The organism is Brachybacterium sp. SW0106-09 (assembly GCF_001293905.1).
In the GTDB taxonomy this organism is placed as follows: Bacteria; Actinomycetota; Actinomycetes; order Actinomycetales; family Dermabacteraceae; genus Brachybacterium; species Brachybacterium conglomeratum.
The window spans coordinates 33,540-52,259 of record NZ_BCAK01000004.1 but is presented as its reverse complement, the minus strand read 5'-3'; the positions used below and the strand labels follow the sequence as shown (position 1 = coordinate 52,259).

Genomic DNA, 18,720 nt, shown 5'->3' with positions numbered 1-18,720 from the left:
GACGAGGTTGCCTCCCCGACCGCGCCATGGCTCACACTGCCGGCGGCTCCTCGTCCAGAGGCGCCGGTCCGATCCATTCGCTCGCCCGCACCCGTCGCGCCCTCCGCTCCCGGCGCCGCCCGCCCAGGTACACCGCCGCGGTCGCGGCGACCAGGGCGATGACCCCGCCGATCAGCAGCGCCGGCGCCTGCTCGGTCGCGACGATCTCGGCGCGCAGCATGAGCGAGAGCAGCAGCACCGCGGCGCCGGCGACGATCGCGAGGACGCCCGCGCCGAGCAGGAGCGCCGGGCCCAGGGATCCTAGGACGACCGGCCCCGCGGACTCGTCCTGCAGCGGCCTGCGCAGCGGTAGCCCGCGCCCCAGCTGACCGGGACGGGAGACCGCCCAGTCCAGCAGCGCCCGGTCCCGGCGGCGCGTCGCGACCGCGCCGACGACCGCGGCGAGCACGAGGCACGCCAGCATCCCACCGAGCAGCGGACCCGACTTCGCCGCCAGGTGCCAGGTGAGATCCGCGGCGTCCAGGCTCCGCAGCACGGTGAGCACCACGCAGACGAGCGCGCCGAGCAGCAGCGCCCCCTCGAGGAGCCGCAGCGGGAGCTGCCGTGCTCCTCGCTCCGCCTCGGCCGCGGCGCCGACCTCGTCCGCGACCGGGTCCGCGCCCTCCTCGAGTACCACGCGGCGCTCGTCGGCCAGGCGTTCGGCGAACTCCTCGACGGAGCCCGGGGCGCGCAGGGAGGGCGCATAGCGCTCGCGCTGGGCGGCGCTGAGCCAGGCGGTGAGCACGAGCGCATCCGCCGCGGCGCGTTCACGCGGCAGCAGATCGGCGTTGACCACCGCGCGCAGCCGCGCGGCCTGCCCGAAGAGGACCCCGGTGAGGGGTCCGGAGCTCGCGCGCGGCGGAAGGTGTCTCGGCGACGTCGACGACATGGGGACATCGTCCCAGACGGCGCGCACGGACCGAAGGCTCCGCGCCGCGCCGCATACTGGGGGGATGACCCACGCCGCCGACCCCGTCCGCACCGTCGTCGTCATCGGGGCGGGCCCTCGGGGCACCGCGATCGTGGAGCGGCTGGTCGCGGCGTCGACCACGGAGGCGTGGCAGGGGCCGCTGACCGTGCACCTGGTCGACCCGCAGGTGGGGCGCGGCGGGGCCGTCTGGCGCCATGACCAGCCCGGGGTGCTGCTCATGAACACCACCACCTGCCAGACCACCCTGTACCCGGACGAGTCCTGCCATCCGCTGCTGCCCGTCCCGCACCACGAGAGCCTGGCCGACCACCTGGCAGCGGAGGGGCTCGGTCCCTCCGACTTCGCCTCCCGCGCCGCGCACGGCCGCTATCTCGCGCACGTGCTCGAGACCGCGCTCGCCGATGCGGACCCCGAGCGGCTGCGGATCGTGCTGCACCCCGCCGAGGCCGTGGACGTCACCGGCCCGGCCGACGGGCCCCAGCGGATCCGCCTCTCGGACGGGCGCGTGCTGCGCGCCGACGCGGTCGCGCTCGCGCTCGGCCACCTGCCTACCGCGCTCGGCCCCCGCTCCCAGCAGCTCGCCGACGCCGCCGAGCGGCACGGCCTGGTCCACCTCGGCCCCGCGAGCCCGCTCGAGGTCGACTACGCCGCCCTGCTCGGCCGCGAGGCGGTCGCCGTGCAGGGGATGGGCCTGAACTTCTACGACGCGATCGGGATGCTCACCGCCGCCGCCGGCGGACGCTTCGAGGAGGCCCCGGAGACCGAGGCGGGACTTCGCTACGTGCCCGGCGGCGCCGAGCCCGTGCTCGTGATCGGCTCCCGCTCCGGCATGGTCTACCGCCCCAAGCCCGACCTGCCGCAGGAGCAGCTGATCCCCTACCCGCTGCAGGTCCTCACCAGCGAGCGCGTCCTCGAGCTCGCAGTGCGCTCGGCCGGGGTGGACCATGAGGGGGAGGTGATGCCGCTGATGCTCGCCGAGCTGCGCCGCGCCCTGCGCGGGGCCGGGCACGCCGAACTCGCGAGCGACGAGGCGCTGATCCACCTGCTGTTCCCCTTCGGCCGCCGAGGCGGGGACAGCGCCGACGCCCACCGCCGCACCCGCGAGGTGCTCGCCTCCGCGCTCGCCGCCGCGACCGCGCCCGATCCCGCATGGGTGCTCGTCCACCGGGTGCTCATCGCGCTGCGGATGCAGGTCAACCGCCTCATCGACCTCGGCGCGTACACCACCGAGTCGGTGCGCCGTGACATCGACGGCCACCTCCGCAACGCCTTCGCCTCCTGGGCCTCGGGCCCGCCCGTGCTGCGCGCTCGGCAGGTGCTCGCGCTCGAGGCGGCGGGGCTGGTGCGCTTCACCGGCCCGCGCATGCACCTGGACATCGACGAGGAGGCGGGTCGCTTCGCGGTGCGCGGCGGGGACGGGTCCGTGACCCTGTGCGACGGAGTGCTCGAGGCGCATCTGCCGCCCGTGGACCTGCCCGCCTACCGCTCCGCCCTGCTCGGCGCCTGGCGCGAGCGCGGCGAGGCGCAGAAGGACCACTGGGCCTCCCGCGGCTCCCGCCGCCGCATGCTCACCGGCTCGATCGCGGTCGACGGGCTCTACGCCCCGATCGGCACCGACGACACCGTCTACGAGCGGCGCCTGCTCGTGGGAGTCCCCGTCTCCACCGCCCAGCCGGGCTCCGCGATCACCGCCGAGCCGGGCACCTCCCCGCAGCTGCTGCGCCATGCCGAGGCGGTCGCGGTGCGCCTCGCCCGCGCCGGGGGAGCGCTCGCCGCGGAGTGAGCCGGCTCCCGGCCGTGGCACGATGGCGCCCATGAGCACGCGCCCCGCCCCCGCCCTGGACCCCTCGGCCGACATCGTCGACCTCACCGCCGCGATCGTCGACATCGAGTCCGTCTCCGGGAACGAGCAGGCGCTCGCCGACGCCGTCGAGCAGGCGCTGCGCACGCATGCCCCGCACCTCGAGGTGCTGCGCGACGGGGACACCGTCATCGCCCGCACCCATCACGGCCGGGACCGGCGCGTGCTGCTGGCCGGCCATCTCGACACCGTCCCGGTCGCCGCGAACCTCCCCTCCTCCCGTCGCATCCGCGAGGGCCGCGAGGAGCTCGTCGGCCGCGGCAGCTGCGACATGAAGGGCGGGGTCGCGGTGATGCTGAAGCTCGCCGTCGAGGCGGCCGACGCGCCGATGGATCTCACCTGGCTGTTCTACGACCATGAGGAGGTCGCCGCGGCCGACAACTCCCTCACCCGCCTCGCCGCCGAGCACCCCGAACACCTCGAGGCCGACTTCGCGATCCTCGGCGAGCCCACCTCCGCCGGGGTCGAGGGCGGCTGCAAGGGCACCATGAAGCTCGAGGTCACCGCCCGCGGCGTCGCCGCGCACTCCGCCCGCGACTGGGTGGGCGAGAATGCGATCCACCACCTCGCCCCGGTGCTCGAGCGGCTCGCCGCCTATGAGGCGCGCCGCGCGGTGATCGACGGGCTCGAGTACCGCGAGTGCCTCAACGCCGTCGCGATCACCGGCGGGATCGCCGGGAACGTCATCCCCGACCGGGCGAGCGCCACCCTGAACTACCGCTTCGCCCCGGACACCAGCGTCGAGCAGGCCGAGGCGCATGTGCGCGAGGTCCTCGCGGGCCTGGACCTCGAGATCGAGGTGACGGACTCTGCGCCCGGCGCGCTGCCGGGCCTGGACACCGCCGCCGCCCGCGACTTCCTCGCCGCGCTCGGGGGAGAGGTCCCCCTGGCCGCGAAGCAGGGCTGGACCGACGTCTCCCGCTTCTCGGCCCTCGGCACCCCGGCGGTGAACTTCGGCCCCGGCGATCCGCTGCTGGCCCACACCGACGACGAGCACGTCCCGGTCGACGACCTCACTCGCGCGCTCGAGGGACTGCGACGGTACCTGCTGGGGGCCTGACCCCGGTCGGTCGGGCGCGAGGCAGCCCGGGCCGTTACGATCGCGGCATGACACCGGAGGAACGAGAGCACCACCGCAAGGGGCCCGTCACGCTGCGCGGCGCCCAGCGGCCCGACCGCACCACCGACCAGCGTCTGCTCGAGGAGTCCGCCCCGGGTGCCTGGGTGCACTCCGATCCGTGGCGGGTGCTGCGGATCCAGTCGGAGTTCGTCGAGGGCTTCGGGGCGCTGGCCGAGCTGGGCCCGGCGATCTCGATCTTCGGCTCCGCACGCCTCGGCGAGGGCCATCCCGATTATGAGTGCGCGCGGCGGATCGGCGCGGGGATCGCCGAGCGCGGCTACGCCGTGATCACCGGCGGCGGCCCCGGCATCATGGAGGCCGGCAACCGCGGGGCGCAGGAGGCGGGCGGCGTCTCCGTCGGCCTCGGCATCGAGCTGCCGCACGAGCAGGGCCTGAACCCCTACGTCGACCTCGGCGTCGACTTCCGCTACTTCTTCGCCCGCAAGACCATGTTCGTGAAGTACTCCAGCGGCTTCGTGGTGATGCCCGGCGGCTTCGGCACCTTCGACGAGCTGTTCGAGGCGCTGTGCCTGATGCAGACCCACAAGATCGACATGTTCCCCGTGATCCTGGTGGGCCGCGACTACTGGCAGGGCCTGCTGGACTGGGTGAGCTCGGCGGTCGTGGACCGCGGGATGATCAGCCTGGCCGACCTGGACCTCGTGCGCGTGGTGGACACCGCCGAGGAGGCCCTGGCCGCGCTCGGCGAGGCGATCCGCGGCGACGACGATGGCCCGGCGGCGGGGGAGGACCGCACTGCCGCGGAGGACGAGGTCGTGGACGCCTCGTGACCGCCGTCGGCCCGATCGTGCTGCTCCTGCTGCTGGTGGCGCTCGTGGTCGCGGTGCTCATGGTGGGGGTGGCGACGGGCCGATTGGGCGGCGGGATCGGGCTTCCGGAGCGGCCCCGGCGGACGACTCGTCGGACGCGACGTGCGAGCACTCCCGAAGACCTGAGATAATGGCCACCGTACGCGCGCTGCCAGAGGCCCCGTCCGGGGGAGCGACTCAGGGGCAGCGACACATCTAGGAGGCACGCCATGGCTGCTATGAAGCCGCGCACCGGTGACGGTCCGCTCGAGGTCGTGGAGGAGGGGCGCAGCATCATCATGCGGGTCCCGCTCGAGGGGGGCGGCCGTCTGGTCGTCGAGATCGCCGCATCGGAAGCCGTGGAGCTGCGGGACGCCCTGGAGGGCGTGATCAAGTAAGCAGCTCGCCGCCGGCATCGGCCCCGCACCCGCTGGACGGGTGCGGGGCCGATGTTGTCCGAGCGCCGGCTCTCAGCCCCGGCGAGGGCGGAGCACCGCGGCGAGCACGCCGTCGCCGCTGCCGGTGAGCGCGGGGACGAGGTCCTCCGCCTCGGAGACCGCGCGGAGCAGGCCCCGCACCGCCCGGGTAGTGGCATCGCGCGCGGCCGGGTCCGCGACCCGGTCGTGGAAGAGGGCGTGGGGGATGACCAGCACGCCGCCCGGGCGCAGCAGGCGCCGGGCATGTTCGAGCAGCTCCTCCGCGTGCGGGGCGTGGGCGGGGAAGGCGACCAGGTCGTAGGCGTGATCGGTGAGGCGGCCGACGACGTCGCGCGGCTGCCCGGCGATGGTCCGCACCCGCGGCGTGCGGATCCGCGCCTCGGCGAACGCCTCCCGCGCCGCGCGCTGGTTCTCGACCTCGGGGTCGATCGTGGTGAGCACCCCGTCGGGGTGCATCCCGGCGAGCAGGTACAGGGAGCCGACGCCGCTGCCGGTGCCGATCTCGACCGCGGAGCGGGCCTGCACCGCCGCGGCGAGCAGCCGCATCAGCGCGCCCGCTCCCGGCAGCACGGGCGGCGCGCCGAGCTCGTTGCCGCGCTCGCGGGCGCGGGCCAGGACGCCGTCGTCGGCGAAGAGGTCCGCCTCGTCGACGAACTCCTCGCCGTGGGCCCAGGAGGCCACCTTTCCCGACGACATCTCCGCTTCCTCTCGCCGCACGCCTGTGAACGGGCCGATCCTACGACAGCCGCGCGGGCGACGCGCAGTCCGTGCGCCGTTCCCAGGGGGCGCGATGCAATAATGGGCCCGCAGCAGCGGACCTCGAGACGTATAGGTGGACAATGGGCGGCACCGGCTTCATGGGCCTCGGCGGGTGGGAGATCGTCGTCCTGCTCATCGTGTTCCTCGTGATCGTGGGCCCGCAGCGGCTGCCCGAGGTCACCCGTTCGCTGGTCCAGTGGGTGCGCAAGGCGCGCCGATGGGTGGACGACTCGCGCTCGACGGTCGAGGACGAGATGGGCATCGCCATCGAGGACCTCAAGAAGTACGACCCGCGCCAGTACGATCCGCGCCGCATCATCCGCGAGGCCTGGGGCGACACCGACGTCGAGGAGCTGCTGCCGAGCAAGGAGGCCATGTCCGTGGCCGGCGGCGCGGCCGCGGCGGGCGCCGCGAAGGGCGCGAAGAAGCGCTCGGGCTCGACCGCCAAGGACGAGGGCCCCAAGCGCGCACCCTTCGACGACGAGGCCACCTGAGCCACGCACTCGCCGGCCGACGCCGCTGAGCGTCCAGCCTCCACGTCGATGCCCGACGTCACGGTGGCGCGACGGAACCCCGCGTGATGCGTTGGACGGCTCAGCGCCGCGCGACCGACAGCGGCAGCTTCATCCCGCCCAGTCCCCGCGGGGACCGCGTCAGCGAGCGCGCCACGGCCGTGAGCGCCTGCGCGGTGGGGGAGTCGGGATCGGAGACCACCAGCGGCACGCCCCGGTCCGCGCCCTCGCGCAGCGCCGGGTCCAGGCCCACGCGGCCCAGCACCGGCACCTGCTCGCCGACGGCCTCGGCGAGGGTCGCGGCGACCCGGTCGCCGCCGCCGCTGCCGAAGACGTCCATCACGGAGCCGTCGGGCAGGGTCAGGCCCGCCATGTTCTCGACGACCCCGGCGATCTTCTGCTCGGTGGAGGCGGCGAGGGAGCCGACGCGCTCGGCGACGGAGGCGGCGGACTGCTGGGGCGTGGTCACCACGACCATCTTCGCGCCGGGCAGCAGCTGCGCGACCGAGATCGCGACGTCGCCGGTGCCGGGCGGGAGGTCCAGCAGCAGCACGTCGAGGTCGCCCCAGAACACGTCGGAGGCGAACTGCTCGATCGCGCGGTGCATCTTCGGGCCGCGCCACACCACGGCCTGCCCCTCGGGCACGAACATGCCGATGCTCATCACGGCCACGCCGTGCCCGACCGGCGGCATGAGCAGGTCGGAGACCTTCGTGGGCTGATCGGTGATCCCGAACATTCCCGGCATCGAGAAGCCGTGGATGTCCGCGTCGATCACGCCGACGCGCAGCCCGTCGGCCGCCATCGCGGCGGCGAGGTTCGCGGTGACGGTGGACTTGCCCACCCCGCCCTTGCCGGAGGAGATCGCATAGATGCGGGTGAGGGAGCCTGGCTGGTTGAAGGGGATCTGGCGGCGCCCCTGGCGGAGCCGGCTCGTGAGCTCGCGGCGCTGCTCCTCGGTCATAGCGGAGGTGGTCACCTCGACGCGGGACAGGCCCGGCACGGTCGCGGTCGCCTCGGCGGTCTCGCGCTCGATCCGGTCCCGCATGGGACAGCCCTCGATCGTGACGAGCACGTGCACGCGGGCGATGCCCTCGGCGTCCACGTCCACGGAACCGACCATGCCGAGCTCGGTGATGGGGCGATGGATCTCGGGGTCGATCACCCCGCTCAGCGCCTCATGGATGCGCTCCACGCGCTCGTCGGCGGGGGCCTCGGTCGCGCCCTGGGCGGGCGTCTCCGGTGTGGTCACTGGGGGTCCTGCTCCTTCCCGGTGCGGCGCTCGAGCGCCGCCTCGACCTCCTCGCGCAGGATCGCGCGGAGGCTCTGGTCGTCCAGCGCGGGCGCCCCGGGGCGGTCCGTCTCCGGCCCGGTCTCCTCGAGCTCCTGGAGGAGGTCGCGCAGCTCGCCGCGCACGAAGTCGCGCGTGGCGACGTCGTTGAGGGCGAGGCGCAGCGAGGCGATCTCGCGCGTGATGAAGTCGGTGGTGGCGTGGTTGCGCTCGTTGGACTGGCGGTCCTGCTCGGCCTGCACGCGGTCGCGGTCGTCCTGCCGGTTCTGCGCGAGCAGCAGCAGGGGAGCGGCGTAGGAGGCCTGCAGCGAGAGGATCAGGGTGAGCAGGGTGAAGTTCAGGGCGCGCGGGTCGAACTGCGCGGACTCGGGGGCGAGCGAGTTCCAGGTCAGCCACACCGCGCAGAAAAGGGTCATGCCCACCAGGAAGGCGGGCGTGCCCATCATGCGCGCGAAGCCCTCCGCGCCGCGTCCGAAGGCGTCGCCGCGCAGCGGATTGCGCAGGCGGCCGCGACGCCGGGGCGCCGGGTTGTCGAGCGGGTCGACGTTCTTCTCCGCCATCCTCAGCCCTCCTCACCGCTGTCGCGCGCGGTGGCCCGCGCGATCTCGGACAGGTCGATCTGCCCGGTCGTCGCGGGCGGCTCGTCGTCCTGCTCGCGCCAGTCGTCGGGCAGCACGTGGTCGAGCACGTCGTCGACGGTGACCGCGCCGAGCAGGCGTCCGTCGTCGTCGACCACGGGGATGGAGACGAGGTTGTAGGTCGCCATCTCACGGGTCACGGTCGACAGCGGCACCGTCGGGGAGACGGCGACCCGGTCCTGGTCGATGATCTCGCCGACGGGACGGTCGGGCCGCTCCCGCAGCAGCTGCTGGAAGTGCACGATCCCGAGCAGGCGGCCGGTCGGGGTCTCGAGCGGGGAGCGGCACACGTGCACGGTCGAGGCGAGCGCGGCGTGGATCGCCTCGCGGCTGATCATCGCCAGGCAGTGCGCCACCGGCGTCTCGGGCGAGACGATCAGCGGCTCGGTGGTCATCATGCCGCCGGCGGTGTACTCGTCGTACGCCATCAGGCGGCGCACGTCCTCCGCCTCCTCGGGCTCCATCAGGTTCAGCAGCTGGGAGGCGACCGCGTCGGGCAGCTCCTGGACGAGGTCCGCGGCGTCGTCGGGGTCCATCACGTCCAGCACGTCGGCGGCGCGCTTGGCGTCCAGGCCCGTGACGACCTCGACTCGGATGTCCTCGGGCAGCTCCTCGAGCACGTCGGCGAGCCGCTCGTCGGCCAGCTCCCCGGCCAGCTCGATCCGGCGCTTGGTCTCCAGCTCCTGGATGATCTCGGCGAGGTCGGCGGGGTTGAGGTCCTGGTAGGAGGCGGCGAGCAGGTGGGCGGACTGCTCCGCCTGCGTGCCGAACAGGCCCGTCACCTCGCGCAGGTCGACGGTGAGCGTCTCGCCGCGCGAGACCAGCCGGCCCAGCGAGCCGCCCGCGCGGCGCCGGCGCACATGCAGGCGCGAGATCGTCCAGTCGCGGTGGCGGTCCTGGTCCAGGGCGATGTCCAGCACAGTCGCCTCGCCGGAACCGTCGGAGAGGGTCACCACCCGGTCCAGCAGGTCCCCGAGCACCAGCAGCTCGCCGGTGCGCTTCTCGAAGCGGCGCACGTTCAGCACCCCGGTGGAGATCACCTGGCCGGGGGAGATGGAGGTGACCCGGGTGATCGGCAGGAACACGCGCCGCTTCGCCGCGACCTCGACCACGAACCCGACGGCGCGGGCGCTGCTGCGGGTCTGCGGCACCACGACCACGTCGCGGACCGTCGCCACCGCGTCCCCGATCGGGTCGAAGACGGAGGTGCCGACGAGCCTCGCGGCGTAGAAGCGGGGCGGCGCGGAGGTGCTCACGAGCGCACCGCGGCGATCCAGGCCTCGACGTCCTCGGCACGTCGGGGTGCTCCGGCGGAGAGGTTCTCGACCCCGTCCTCGGTGACGAGGACGTCGTCCTCGATGCGCACGCCGATCCCGCGCAGCTCCTCGGGGACCAGCAGGTCGTTCTCCTTGAAGTACAGTCCCGGCTCGATCGTGAAGACCATCCCGGGCACCAGCTCCGCGTCGAGGTACATCTCGCGGCGGGCCTGGGCGCAGTCGTGCACGTCCATGCCGAGGTGGTGGCTGGTGCCGTGCGGCATCCAGCGCCGGTGCCACTGGCCCCCGGCGGCGAGGGACTCCTCGGCGGTGCCGGGCAGCAGGCCCCACTCCTCGAGGCGGGCGGCGAGGACCTTCATCGCGGCGGTGTGCAGCTCGCGGAAGCGCAGCCCGGGGCGCGCGACTGCGAAGGCGGCGTCGGCGGCCTCGAGCACCGCGTCGTAGACCTTGCGCTGCATGGGCGAGAAGGTGCCCGAGACGGGGAGGGTGCGGGTGACGTCGGCGGTGTAGAGCGAGTCGATCTCGACGCCCGCGTCGACGAGCACCAGCTCATCGGGGTGGACGGCGCCGTCGTTGCGGGTCCAGTGCAGGGTGCAGGCGTGGTCGCCGGCGGCGGCGATCGTGTCGTAGCCGACGCCGTTGCCGTCGGCGCGGGCGGTGGCCGCGAAGACGCCCTCGATGACCCGCTCGCCGCGGGGATGGCCGACGGCCTGGGGGAGGTTGCGGATGACGTCCTCGAAGCCGCGCAGCGTCGCCTCGACGGCCAGGCGCATCTGGCGCACCTCGTACTCGTCCTTGACCAGCCGGGCCTCGCTGGCCGCCTCGCGCAGGGCGGCGTTCTCGGCGGCGGCCTCGTCCCCGCCGGGCAGGCCGTTCTGGGAGCGGATCTCCTGGACCATCGCCTCGATCGACGCGTCGACCTCGGGCACGATCGACAGCGACAGCTGGGCGCCCACGTCCTTGGCGAGGTGGTCGCGCAGCTCGTCGATGTGGCGCACCTCGATCCCGAGCCGCTGGGAGGCCTCCGCGACGGTGGGGCGGCGGCCCACCCACATCTCGCCGTAGCGGGAGTCGGCGTAGAACTCGCTGGAGTCGAAGCCGGCGCGGGGCCGGAAGAAGTAGGTCGCGACGGAGACCGTCGGGTCCTCCGCCGACGGCTCGACGACGAGCACGCTGTCGGGCTCCTCGTCGGTGCCGAGCCCCGAGTAGTACGCGAAGGCGGAGTCGGGGCGGAAGGGGTAGTCCGTGTCGTTCGAGCGCACCTTCAGCATGCCGGCAGGCAGCACCAGCCGCGTCCCCGGCAGGCGGCGCACCAGCGCGTCTCGACGCTCCGGCGTGAAGTCCGCGGACTCGCGCCGCTCGGCGTCCGGCACCGTCTCGTCCCAGCCGGAGGCGATGAACTCGCGGAACGCCGCGTTGTCGGGGCGCTGCGAGCGGGAGTCTCCCCGGGAGGCGAGGTCCTTCATCCGGTCCCCGCTGGTGGTGCCGTCGGTGCTGGTGTCGGTGTTCTCGGTGCTCACCCCACGATGTTCTCACGCCTCGGTCTACCCTGGGCGCATGAGTGAGCGGTCCTACTCCGGCGCGAGGCAGCGCATCGATCTCCATACGCACAGCACGTGCTCGGACGGGACGACGTCGGTGTCTGACCTCTTCTCGCAGGCTCAGGGGGTCGGACTGGACGTGCTCGCGCTGACCGATCACGACACCGTCGAGGGCTGGCCGCAGCTGCCCGCCGCGGTCGCTGCCACCGGTGTCGCGGCGGTGCCCGGGATCGAGGTCTCCTCCGAGCACGGGCACCGCAGCGTGCACCTGCTGGCCCTGCTGGTGGACCCTTCCGAGGGCACGGCCCTGGCCGCCGAGATGGCGGAGGCGCGCTCCTCCCGCATCGAACGGGCCCGGCGGATGGTCGAGCTGATCGGCCGTGACCACCCCCTCACCTGGGACGACGTGCTCGCCCAGGTGGCGGGGGAGGAAACGGTGATCGGCCGGCCCCACATCGCCGACGCGCTGGTCGCGAAGGGGGTGGTGCCGGACCGTTCCGCGGCGTTCGCGGAGATCCTGCGAGGGTCCGGCCCCTACTACGTGCCCTACTACGCGCCCTCGCCGTTCGAGGCGGTCGCCGCGATCCGGGAGGCCGGCGGCGTCTCCGTGATCGCACATCCCGGCTCGGTCACCCGCGACGACGATCTGCCGGTCGAGCTGCTCGAGGAGCTCGTGGAGGCAGGGCTCGACGGCGTGGAGGTGCACCACCGCGAGCACGACGAGGCCGAGCGGGAGCGGCTGCAGAGCTTCGCCGAGCGGCACGACCTGCTGGTCACCGGCGGCAGCGACTTCCACGGCACGGGCAAGCCGAACCTGCTCGCCGAGAACCTCACCGATCCCGAGGTGCTCGCCGAGATCGAGCGCCGCGCGACGAGCGGGACCCGCGTCATCAGGTCCTGAGTCTCCGCCCACGCTGCGGCCACGGTCCGGGTCTCTCGGCGCCGGAGCCGCTCGGCGCCGCCCCGCGTGGCGTGGACGGGGCGGCCCGGACAGGGCGGGCGCCGAAATGCCGACGGGCCCCGACACGATCGATCGTGTCGGGGCCCGTCGGTCAGGTCGGAGGGCTCAGCTCTCGGAGCCGCCGTTCGACGACCCGCCGCGGCTGCGACCGCGACCGCCGCGCGAGCGACGCCGACGGTTCGAGGAGCCGCCGGCGGACTCGGACGAGCCGCCCTTGTCCTCGGGGCCGGTCGACGAGGACTCGGCACCGGTGCTCTGCTCGGCGACGACCTCGCCGTTCACACGGCGGGTGCGGGAGCGCGAGCGGGTGCGGCGGGGCTTCTCGCCGTCCTGCTCGCCACGGGCGGGGGCGTCCTCGCGGGTGCGGCCGCCGCTCTCGGTGTCGGCCGTCTGCTCGCGGGACTCCTCGTCCCGGCTGCGGCGCTCGCCCCGGGAGCGGCCCTCGCCGCGCCCACGGCCCTCACCACGGCCGCCGTCGCGACCACCACGGCCCCCGCGACCGGAGTCACGACCGCCGCGGCCGCCCTCGCGCGGGGCGCGACCGGCCGAGTCGGGACCGCCGAGGTCCTCGATCTCCTCCGCGTCCAGGCCCTGGCGGGTGCGCCTGTCCTTGGGCAGCGTGCCCTTGGCCTCGGTCGGGATGTCGAGGTCGGTGAAGAGGTGGTCGGAGGTCGAATAGGTCTCCACCGCCTCGGTCGACTCCAGCCCCAGCTGCCGGGCGATGAGGGCCCAGCGCGCCAGGTCCTCCCAGTCCACGAAGGTGATCGCGGTGCCCTTCTTGCCCGCGCGGCCGGTGCGGCCGGTGCGGTGGAGGTAGGTCTTGTCGTCGTCGGGGCAGTTCCAGTTCACGACGTGGGTGACGTCGGTGACGTCGATGCCGCGGGCGGCGACGTCGGTCGCGACCAGCACGTCGATCTTGCCGTTGCGGAAGGCGCGCAGGGCCTGCTCGCGGGCTCCCTGGCCGAGGTCGCCGTGCAGCGGAGCGGCGGCGAAGCCCCGGTCGGCGAGGTCGCCGGCCACCCGGTCGGCCTGGCGCTTGGTGCGCATGAAGATGATCGACAGGCCACGGCCGCGGGCCTGCAGCACGCGGGCCATCACCTCGATCTTGTCGAGCTGGTGGGCGCGGTAGACGACCTGCTTGATGTCCGCCTTGGTGCGGGACTCGTCGCCCGGGTCGTGGGCGCGGATGTGGGTGGGCTGCTTCATGAACCGCCGTGCCAGCGCCATGATCGGTCCCGGCATCGTGGCGGAGAACAGCATCGTCTGACGGTTGCTGGGGACCGCCTGGAGCAGCTTCTCGATGTCCTCGAGGAAGCCGAGGTCGAGCATCTCGTCGGCCTCGTCGAGCACCGCGGTGCGCACCTGCGAGAGGTCGAGATGCTTCTGGCGCATCAGGTCGATCAGGCGGCCCGGCGTGCCGACGACCACCTCGACGCCCTTCTCGAGCGCCTCGATCTGCGGCTCGTAGGCGCGGCCGCCGTAGACGGTGAGGATCCGGATCGGGCGCTTCGCCGAGGCGGTCTCGAGATCGTGGGCGACCTGCACCGCGAGCTCGCGGGTGGGCAGCACCACGAGGGCCTGCGGCTTCCCGATCGGGCGGTCGTCGGGGTTCGGCTCGCCGGGGGCGACGGAGCTCTGCAGCAGCGGGATGCCGAAGCCGAGGGTCTTGCCGGTGCCGGTCTTGGCCTGGCCGATGATGTCGCGGCCGCGGAGCGCGACCGGGAGGGTCAGCGCCTGAATCGGGAAGGGCGTGGTGATGCCCTTGGCCGCGAGGGCCTCGACGATGTCGGCGCGGACGTCGAAGTCGGCGAAGGTCTGCTGCGGGTCGGTGGTGCCGGAGCTCTGCTCGACGGCGGGGGAGGCCGACACGGCCTCATCGGTGTGCGGGATCGTTTCAGGCACCGTTCAACTCTCTGGTCATGGATGTGCACGGCCATGGTAGCCCCCGGGCCCGAACCGAGGTCCGGAAGGTGACGAACGGGTCGAACCGCCCACACCGGCCGCTCGGGAAGGGCCTTTGGCAGTCCCGGACGGGAGTGAGGAATTGCCATCGTTCCGTGACCGAGGTTTCTGTGCGGTAGCTGACCGTTGACTGCATGATGTGCTGGCTCTCCGGCGTCGGAGGGGTGGAGCAGCGTGGGTGCTGCGAGTGGGCGACGAGTTCCTCCGTTGGAGATCCCTGTGTTCGGTCGGTGGTACCGCCGTGCCCTGGTGAGTGTTTCTGCTGTGTGTGCTGCGGCGTTGGTGGTCTCGGGGCTGCCGTCGGATCAGGCGTGGGGTGAGCATCCGCCGGTGGAGCCGTCGCCGGAGGTGTCGGCTCCGGCGTCTCCGGAGACGGTGGATTTCCCGTCGGCGGTGGTGCAGGCGCGTGCGACGGGTGAGCGGGTGGAGGTCACTGCGGAGCGGACGGACTCCTCGACGACGTGGGTGAACCCTGACGGCACGGTGACGACGACGCAGCATGCGGCGCCGGTGCGGTTCCAGGATGGTGAGGGGGCGTGGCAGGAGTACGACACCACGCTGGTGGAGCAGGAGGACGGGTCGATCGCGCCGGCCGCGGTGCCGGACGGGGTGGTGCTTGCCGGGGAGGTCGAGGGGTCGAGCGCGGAGCCGGCCCCGGTGGCGGAGGTCGCTGCGGGCGAGGACGCGTCGGTGGCGGTGGCGTGGGAGGACTCGCTGCCTGCCCCAGTGCTGGAGGGGTCCGCAGCGACCTATGCGGGGGCGTGGCCGGGGATCGATCTGGTGGTCCACGCGACGCGGGACTGCATCATCCGCTCACTGCTCGACACCGGCGGATTCCGACCCCTTCTACACCCTCAAATGCGATGAGCCCGAAAAGCCGCGCTCATACGCTCTGCTCAGGCGAAGGGTGACGGACTGGCCTACGCCCTCGGGTAGACCACAGCGCGCCGACGATGAGGGGAATCTGGAACGGAAGACGAAGCAGCCTCTTCCTATCCGTGTCGAGGCCGAAGCCGTCACGTTTGTTCCGCCACTGCGCCACATTGCCCGGGAAGACTGCTACGAAGAAGGTTGCGACCACACCGCCGACCACGCGCTGCCGTCGTCCACTGAGAAGGGCCGCGCCGAGTGCGATTTCAGTGACGCCGGAAGCAAGGACGGTCGCGTCTTCGCTGACCGGGACCCAGGACGGCACCTGTGCGCGGAACTCTTCACGAGCGGATGTCAGGTGGGTAACACCGGCGTAGGTAAGGGCTGAGCCAAGCAGCAAACGTACCGCTGTGCGGGCCCGGCCGCAGTGCACGGGGTGGGCGTCACTCATGTGCGTGTTCATCGGCTGTCCATTCTTCGATAGCGGCGAGGATTTCGGGAGAATCTTGGGTGGTGCGTGGTCGGAAACGCTTGACGCGGCCGTCGGGATGGACAAGGAACTTCTCAAAGTTCCAAGTCACCTTGCCTGACTTACCGTTGGCGCCCGCGACGGTCGTGAGCTGCTTGTGCAGAGGGTGCGCGTTCCTCCCGTTGACCCGAACCTTCTCGGCCATCGGGAACGTCACTCCCCACGTCGCCGAGCAGTAGTCGGCGATCGCCTCCGACGAGTCTAGCTCCTGCAGGAACGGGTTGCTCGGGAAGCCGATCACCGTGAACCTTCGATCGCGGTAGCGACGTTGTAGATCCTCGAGCTGCTCGTACTGCGGAGCGAGTCCACATCGGGAGGCGACGTTGACCACTAGCGCGACCCCGCCTCCCGAGAGCTCACGGGACTGCCGCACGATCAGGTGACAGTTGGGGTGTCAGGCCGCGAGGCCCACGGCGGGGTTCATGATGGTCTCGTATTCGATGGGCGTCAATCGGCCCAGGCGGGCCTGTCGACGACGCCGGTGGTAGGTCCTCTCGATCCAGGTGATGATCGCAATCCGGAGCTTTTCTCGAGCCCGCCACCGCCTGCGGGCCAGGACGTTCTTTTGCAGCAGCGCGAAGAAAGACTCCATCGCGGCGTTGTCCCCGGCAGCGCCGACTTTCCCCATCGATCCGATGAGGTGGTGACGGTTCAGGGCGTGGACGAATTTCCGTGACCGGAACTGCCTGGGTTCAACCGGTCGTTGCAACACCGGGTTGTTGGAGCGAGTTTAACTGCTCCTGGAATACTTCGGCGGGGGTCTTCCAGTCGAGGCTCTTGCGGGGTCGGTTGTTTAGTGCGAGGGCGACTGCTTCGAGGTCTTCAGCGGACCATCGTGAGAGGTCGGTGCCCTTCGGGAAGTATTGCCGCAGCAACCCGTTGGTGTTCTCGTTCGTCGGCCTCTGCCAGGGCGAGTGGGGGTCGGCGAAGAACACCTTCGTGCCCGTCTCGAGCGCGAACTGGGCGTGCGCGGAGAGTTCTTTGCCGCGGTCCCAGGTGAGCGTCTTGCGGAGCTGTTCGGGGAGCTTCATCATCGACGCGATGAGCGCGGCGTTCATCGCGACTGCGCCGTAGCCGCCCAACGCGGGCCCGTTCTTGATCGGCGGCGCCTCGCCCCACCCGTCCAGCCTCGGCAGGTGCACCAGCAGGGTCGACCGGCTCTTGCGTTCGACGAGAGTGCCGATCGCGGACCGGCCTGTGCCGATGATCAAGTCGCCCTCCCAATGCCCGGGCACGGCGCGGTCCGCGGCTGCTGCGGGCCGTTCGGAGAACACGACATCGGCGGTGACGTGACCTTGCGGGCGGTTCTGTGCTCGAGCCCGCGGCTGCCGGAGGGCGCGGCCGGTGCGCAGGCACGTGACGAGCTCGCGTTTGAGCGCACCACGGCCCTCAATGAACAGCGACTGGTAGATCGCCTCGTGGCTGATGCGCATGGATTCATCATCCGGGAAGTCGACCTTCAGCCGGTGCGAGATCTGCTCCGGGCTCCACGCGGTCGCCCACCGCCGGTCCTGCCGGTGAGGTTTGTTCAGCCCCTTCCATGCCGGCGGTTCCGGCCCCACGACGATGCTGCCGTCAGGCCGACGGACGTTTCCGGCGAGGCGCTCCTGGACGTACTCACGCAACCGGTCGTTGGTCGCGAGCTTCGCCGTCTTCGGGCGCTTCGCTGTCTGCTGAGCCTTCCATTGCGCTACCAACGCCCGGTACTCCTGCTTCCCGCTGCGCGTGGCCGCGTTGCGGCGCAGTTCGCGGGAGATCGTTCCCGGGTCGCGGCCGATCCTGCGCGCGATCTCACGCACGCCGACCTGCTTGGCGCGCAGGAGCGCGATCTCCTCACGCTCCTCGAAGGACAGGTAACGGCCGCTGGGCTCGGCAAGTGAGATCGGTGGCATGCCGCCAGCGTGGCGAAACCAACGGGACCCGACCGGCACAGACACGCCCACCTTCAGAGCCGCTTCGGCTGAGGTGATGCCCGTCGCGATCAGACGCCAGAACTGCCGCTGCACCGCCCGCGAGGGCTCAGGCCGCCCGGGCGAACGCATCGGCGGACGCAACGCCCGATCCGCACGCCATTGCCGACGCGCACCCTCGGGCACATCGCTCGTCTTCGCGGCCCAGTCCCTCGTCGCCACAGCTGAACACCTCCACGGTCAAGGTGTTGCGACGACCAGTTGAATTCACCCTGGGACCCGCAGTCCGAGTGCACGATGCATCCGGCGGCATCACGCCGACGCGATACCGCGTTGTCCAGGGCGCTCACCGCAAGGCGGGCCTTCATCCGGTCGCTGATCGAGTAGCCGACGATGCGGCCGGAGAACACGTCCTTGATCGCGCAGAGGTAGAGCTTGCCCTCATCGGTCCAGTGCTCCGTAATATCGGTCAGCCACAGTTCGTTGACGTCATCGGCGGAGAAGTCGCGCTTGACCAGGTCGTCGTGGACCGGTGGTCCGGGACGCTTCCCGTTCTTGCCGCGCTTCTTGCCGAAGGTGGACCACCACTGGTTGTCCCGGCAAATCTTCCACGCGGTCCGCTCACACATCACCTCGCCGGCCTCCGCGGCCTCGTCGACCAGGAACCCGTACCCGTACTCGGGGTCGTCGACGTGGGCGTCCAGCAGGGCGTTGGCACGGTAAGCCTCGATCAGCTCGGCCTGGGTGACCTGTTGTTTCCGCCAGCGGTAGTAGGGCTGACGGGAGAGCTTGAGGACCCGCAGGGACACCGCGACGGGTATGCCGTCGGCGGCGAGCTCGCTCACGAGCGGGTAGAGCTTTTTCCCGGCAGGTTCGCCTGGGAGAGGTAGGCAGCGGCGCGGCGGAGGACCTCGTTCTCCTGCTGAAGCAGCCGGGTCTGCTTGCGCGCCTCACGCAGCTCGGCCGATTCCTCCCGGCTCTTGCCGGGCCGGTTGCCATCGTTGATATCGGCTTGGCGGATCCATTTGTGCAGCGTCATCTCGTGGACGCCGAAGTCCTTCGCGATCTGCGCGATGGTGATGCCGTCCTCGCGGGACCGGGCCACTCGCACGACATCGTCGCGGAACTCCTGGGGGTAGGGAGCGGGCATGGTGCACATCCTTCCAGGCCGTCCAGTGGGCAAGCCAGATCAGATGTCACCTATCCATGCGGCAGTCCCTACGGCCGATTCAGGGTGATTCGAAGCCGCTCTAGGTCGTGTCACGTCGTCGGT

At 72.0% G+C, this 18,720-nt stretch carries 19 protein-coding genes and 1 pseudogene; 7 read left to right on the top strand and 13 right to left on the bottom strand.

Annotated features, from left to right (window positions below; all coding sequences use genetic code 11):
• Positions 1–31: 31 nt before the first annotated feature.
• Positions 32–928 carry a hypothetical protein gene (locus Y09_RS03025; protein ID WP_234695609.1) on the bottom strand — a complete coding sequence of 299 codons (897 nt, stop codon included), beginning with the start codon at positions 926–928 and terminating at the stop codon, positions 32–34.
• Positions 929–992: 64 nt separating this feature from the next.
• Between Y09_RS03025 and Y09_RS03020 the strand changes: the two genes are divergently transcribed.
• From Y09_RS03020 to Y09_RS16750, 4 genes are all read left to right on the top strand, one after another.
• The gene (locus Y09_RS03020; protein ID WP_053916182.1) at positions 993–2,753 is read left to right on the top strand and encodes an FAD/NAD(P)-binding protein; all 1,761 of its coding nucleotides are present in this window, start codon (positions 993–995) and stop codon (positions 2,751–2,753) included.
• Between the two features lie 31 nt (positions 2,754–2,784).
• A complete protein-coding gene (dapE, locus tag Y09_RS03015; protein WP_053916181.1) occupies positions 2,785–3,891 on the top strand; it encodes a succinyl-diaminopimelate desuccinylase in 1,107 nt (368 codons plus the stop codon).
• 47 nt (positions 3,892–3,938) lie between these two features.
• Positions 3,939–4,742 (top strand): TIGR00730 family Rossman fold protein, encoded by an 804-nt coding sequence (locus tag Y09_RS03010; RefSeq protein ID WP_053916180.1) that lies wholly within the window; start codon positions 3,939–3,941, stop codon positions 4,740–4,742.
• 248 nt (positions 4,743–4,990) lie between these two features.
• Positions 4,991–5,158 carry a DUF3117 domain-containing protein gene (locus tag Y09_RS16750; protein ID WP_010551467.1) on the top strand — a complete coding sequence of 56 codons (168 nt, stop codon included), beginning with the start codon at positions 4,991–4,993 and terminating at the stop codon, positions 5,156–5,158.
• A gap of 72 nt (positions 5,159–5,230) precedes the next feature.
• On the opposite strand, the gene Y09_RS03005 is transcribed toward Y09_RS16750, so the two are convergent.
• Positions 5,231–5,893, bottom strand: a complete 663-nt coding sequence (locus Y09_RS03005; RefSeq protein WP_053916179.1) for an O-methyltransferase — start codon at positions 5,891–5,893, stop codon at positions 5,231–5,233.
• A 143-nt stretch (positions 5,894–6,036) separates the two neighbouring features.
• On the opposite strand from Y09_RS03005, the gene Y09_RS03000 reads away from it, so the two are divergent.
• A complete protein-coding gene (locus Y09_RS03000) occupies positions 6,037–6,450 on the top strand; it encodes a twin-arginine translocase TatA/TatE family subunit (protein ID WP_053916178.1) in 414 nt (137 codons plus the stop codon).
• A gap of 100 nt (positions 6,451–6,550) precedes the next feature.
• On the opposite strand, the gene Y09_RS02995 is transcribed toward Y09_RS03000, so the two are convergent.
• The 4 genes from Y09_RS02995 to Y09_RS02980 are packed head-to-tail and all read right to left on the bottom strand — an operon-like array spanning position 6,551 to position 11,194.
• Positions 6,551–7,720, bottom strand: a complete 1,170-nt coding sequence (locus tag Y09_RS02995) for a P-loop NTPase (RefSeq protein WP_148639498.1) — start codon at positions 7,718–7,720, stop codon at positions 6,551–6,553.
• Positions 7,717–8,319 carry a DUF1003 domain-containing protein gene (locus tag Y09_RS02990; protein WP_053916177.1) on the bottom strand — a complete coding sequence of 201 codons (603 nt, stop codon included), beginning with the start codon at positions 8,317–8,319 and terminating at the stop codon, positions 7,717–7,719. Before Y09_RS02990 ends, Y09_RS02995 begins: the two co-directional genes overlap by 4 nt.
• 2 nt (positions 8,320–8,321) lie before the next feature.
• Positions 8,322–9,653, bottom strand: a complete 1,332-nt coding sequence (locus Y09_RS02985) for a magnesium transporter MgtE N-terminal domain-containing protein (protein WP_053916176.1) — start codon at positions 9,651–9,653, stop codon at positions 8,322–8,324.
• On the bottom strand, positions 9,650–11,194 hold the full coding sequence (locus tag Y09_RS02980) for an aminopeptidase P family protein (RefSeq protein WP_053916175.1): 1,545 nt from the start codon (positions 11,192–11,194) through the stop codon (positions 9,650–9,652). Before Y09_RS02980 ends, Y09_RS02985 begins: the two co-directional genes overlap by 4 nt.
• 37 nt (positions 11,195–11,231) lie before the next feature.
• Between Y09_RS02980 and Y09_RS02975 the strand changes: the two genes are divergently transcribed.
• Positions 11,232–12,116 (top strand): PHP domain-containing protein, encoded by an 885-nt coding sequence (locus Y09_RS02975; protein WP_053916174.1) that lies wholly within the window; start codon positions 11,232–11,234, stop codon positions 12,114–12,116.
• 165 nt (positions 12,117–12,281) lie between these two features.
• Here the strand turns inward: Y09_RS02975 and Y09_RS02970 are convergent, their stop codons facing one another.
• Positions 12,282–14,078 carry a DEAD/DEAH box helicase gene (locus tag Y09_RS02970; RefSeq protein WP_053916173.1) on the bottom strand — a complete coding sequence of 599 codons (1,797 nt, stop codon included), beginning with the start codon at positions 14,076–14,078 and terminating at the stop codon, positions 12,282–12,284.
• Positions 14,079–14,345: 267 nt separating this feature from the next.
• Between Y09_RS02970 and Y09_RS02965 the strand changes: the two genes are divergently transcribed.
• Entirely contained in the window at positions 14,346–15,005 is a 660-nt protein-coding gene (locus tag Y09_RS02965; RefSeq protein WP_148639497.1) for a hypothetical protein, read from the top strand.
• Between the two features lie 16 nt (positions 15,006–15,021).
• On the opposite strand, the gene Y09_RS16745 is transcribed toward Y09_RS02965, so the two are convergent.
• The 6 genes and pseudogenes from Y09_RS16745 to Y09_RS17625 form a co-directional block, all read right to left on the bottom strand.
• Entirely contained in the window at positions 15,022–15,471 is a 450-nt protein-coding gene (locus tag Y09_RS16745; RefSeq protein ID WP_234695607.1) for a DoxX family membrane protein, read from the bottom strand.
• A complete protein-coding gene (locus tag Y09_RS02960; protein WP_053916171.1) occupies positions 15,452–15,916 on the bottom strand; it encodes a glutathione peroxidase in 465 nt (154 codons plus the stop codon). The genes Y09_RS16745 and Y09_RS02960 overlap by 20 nt, the downstream gene beginning before the upstream one ends.
• Positions 15,917–15,931: 15 nt before the next feature.
• Positions 15,932–16,222 (bottom strand): annotated as a pseudogene (locus tag Y09_RS02955) (IS3 family transposase); the annotation flags it as partial.
• Positions 16,223–16,229: 7 nt separating this feature from the next.
• Entirely contained in the window at positions 16,230–17,429 is a 1,200-nt protein-coding gene (locus Y09_RS02950) for an IS30 family transposase (protein ID WP_148639496.1), read from the bottom strand.
• A gap of 89 nt (positions 17,430–17,518) precedes the next feature.
• Positions 17,519–18,292 carry a DDE-type integrase/transposase/recombinase gene (locus Y09_RS17425; RefSeq protein ID WP_159419630.1) on the bottom strand — a complete coding sequence of 258 codons (774 nt, stop codon included), beginning with the start codon at positions 18,290–18,292 and terminating at the stop codon, positions 17,519–17,521.
• Positions 18,289–18,597: an IS3 family transposase gene (locus Y09_RS17625; RefSeq protein ID WP_053916169.1), complete on the bottom strand. Its 309-nt coding sequence runs from the start codon at positions 18,595–18,597 to the stop codon at positions 18,289–18,291. Before Y09_RS17625 ends, Y09_RS17425 begins: the two co-directional genes overlap by 4 nt.
• Positions 18,598–18,720: the final 123 nt, after the last annotated feature.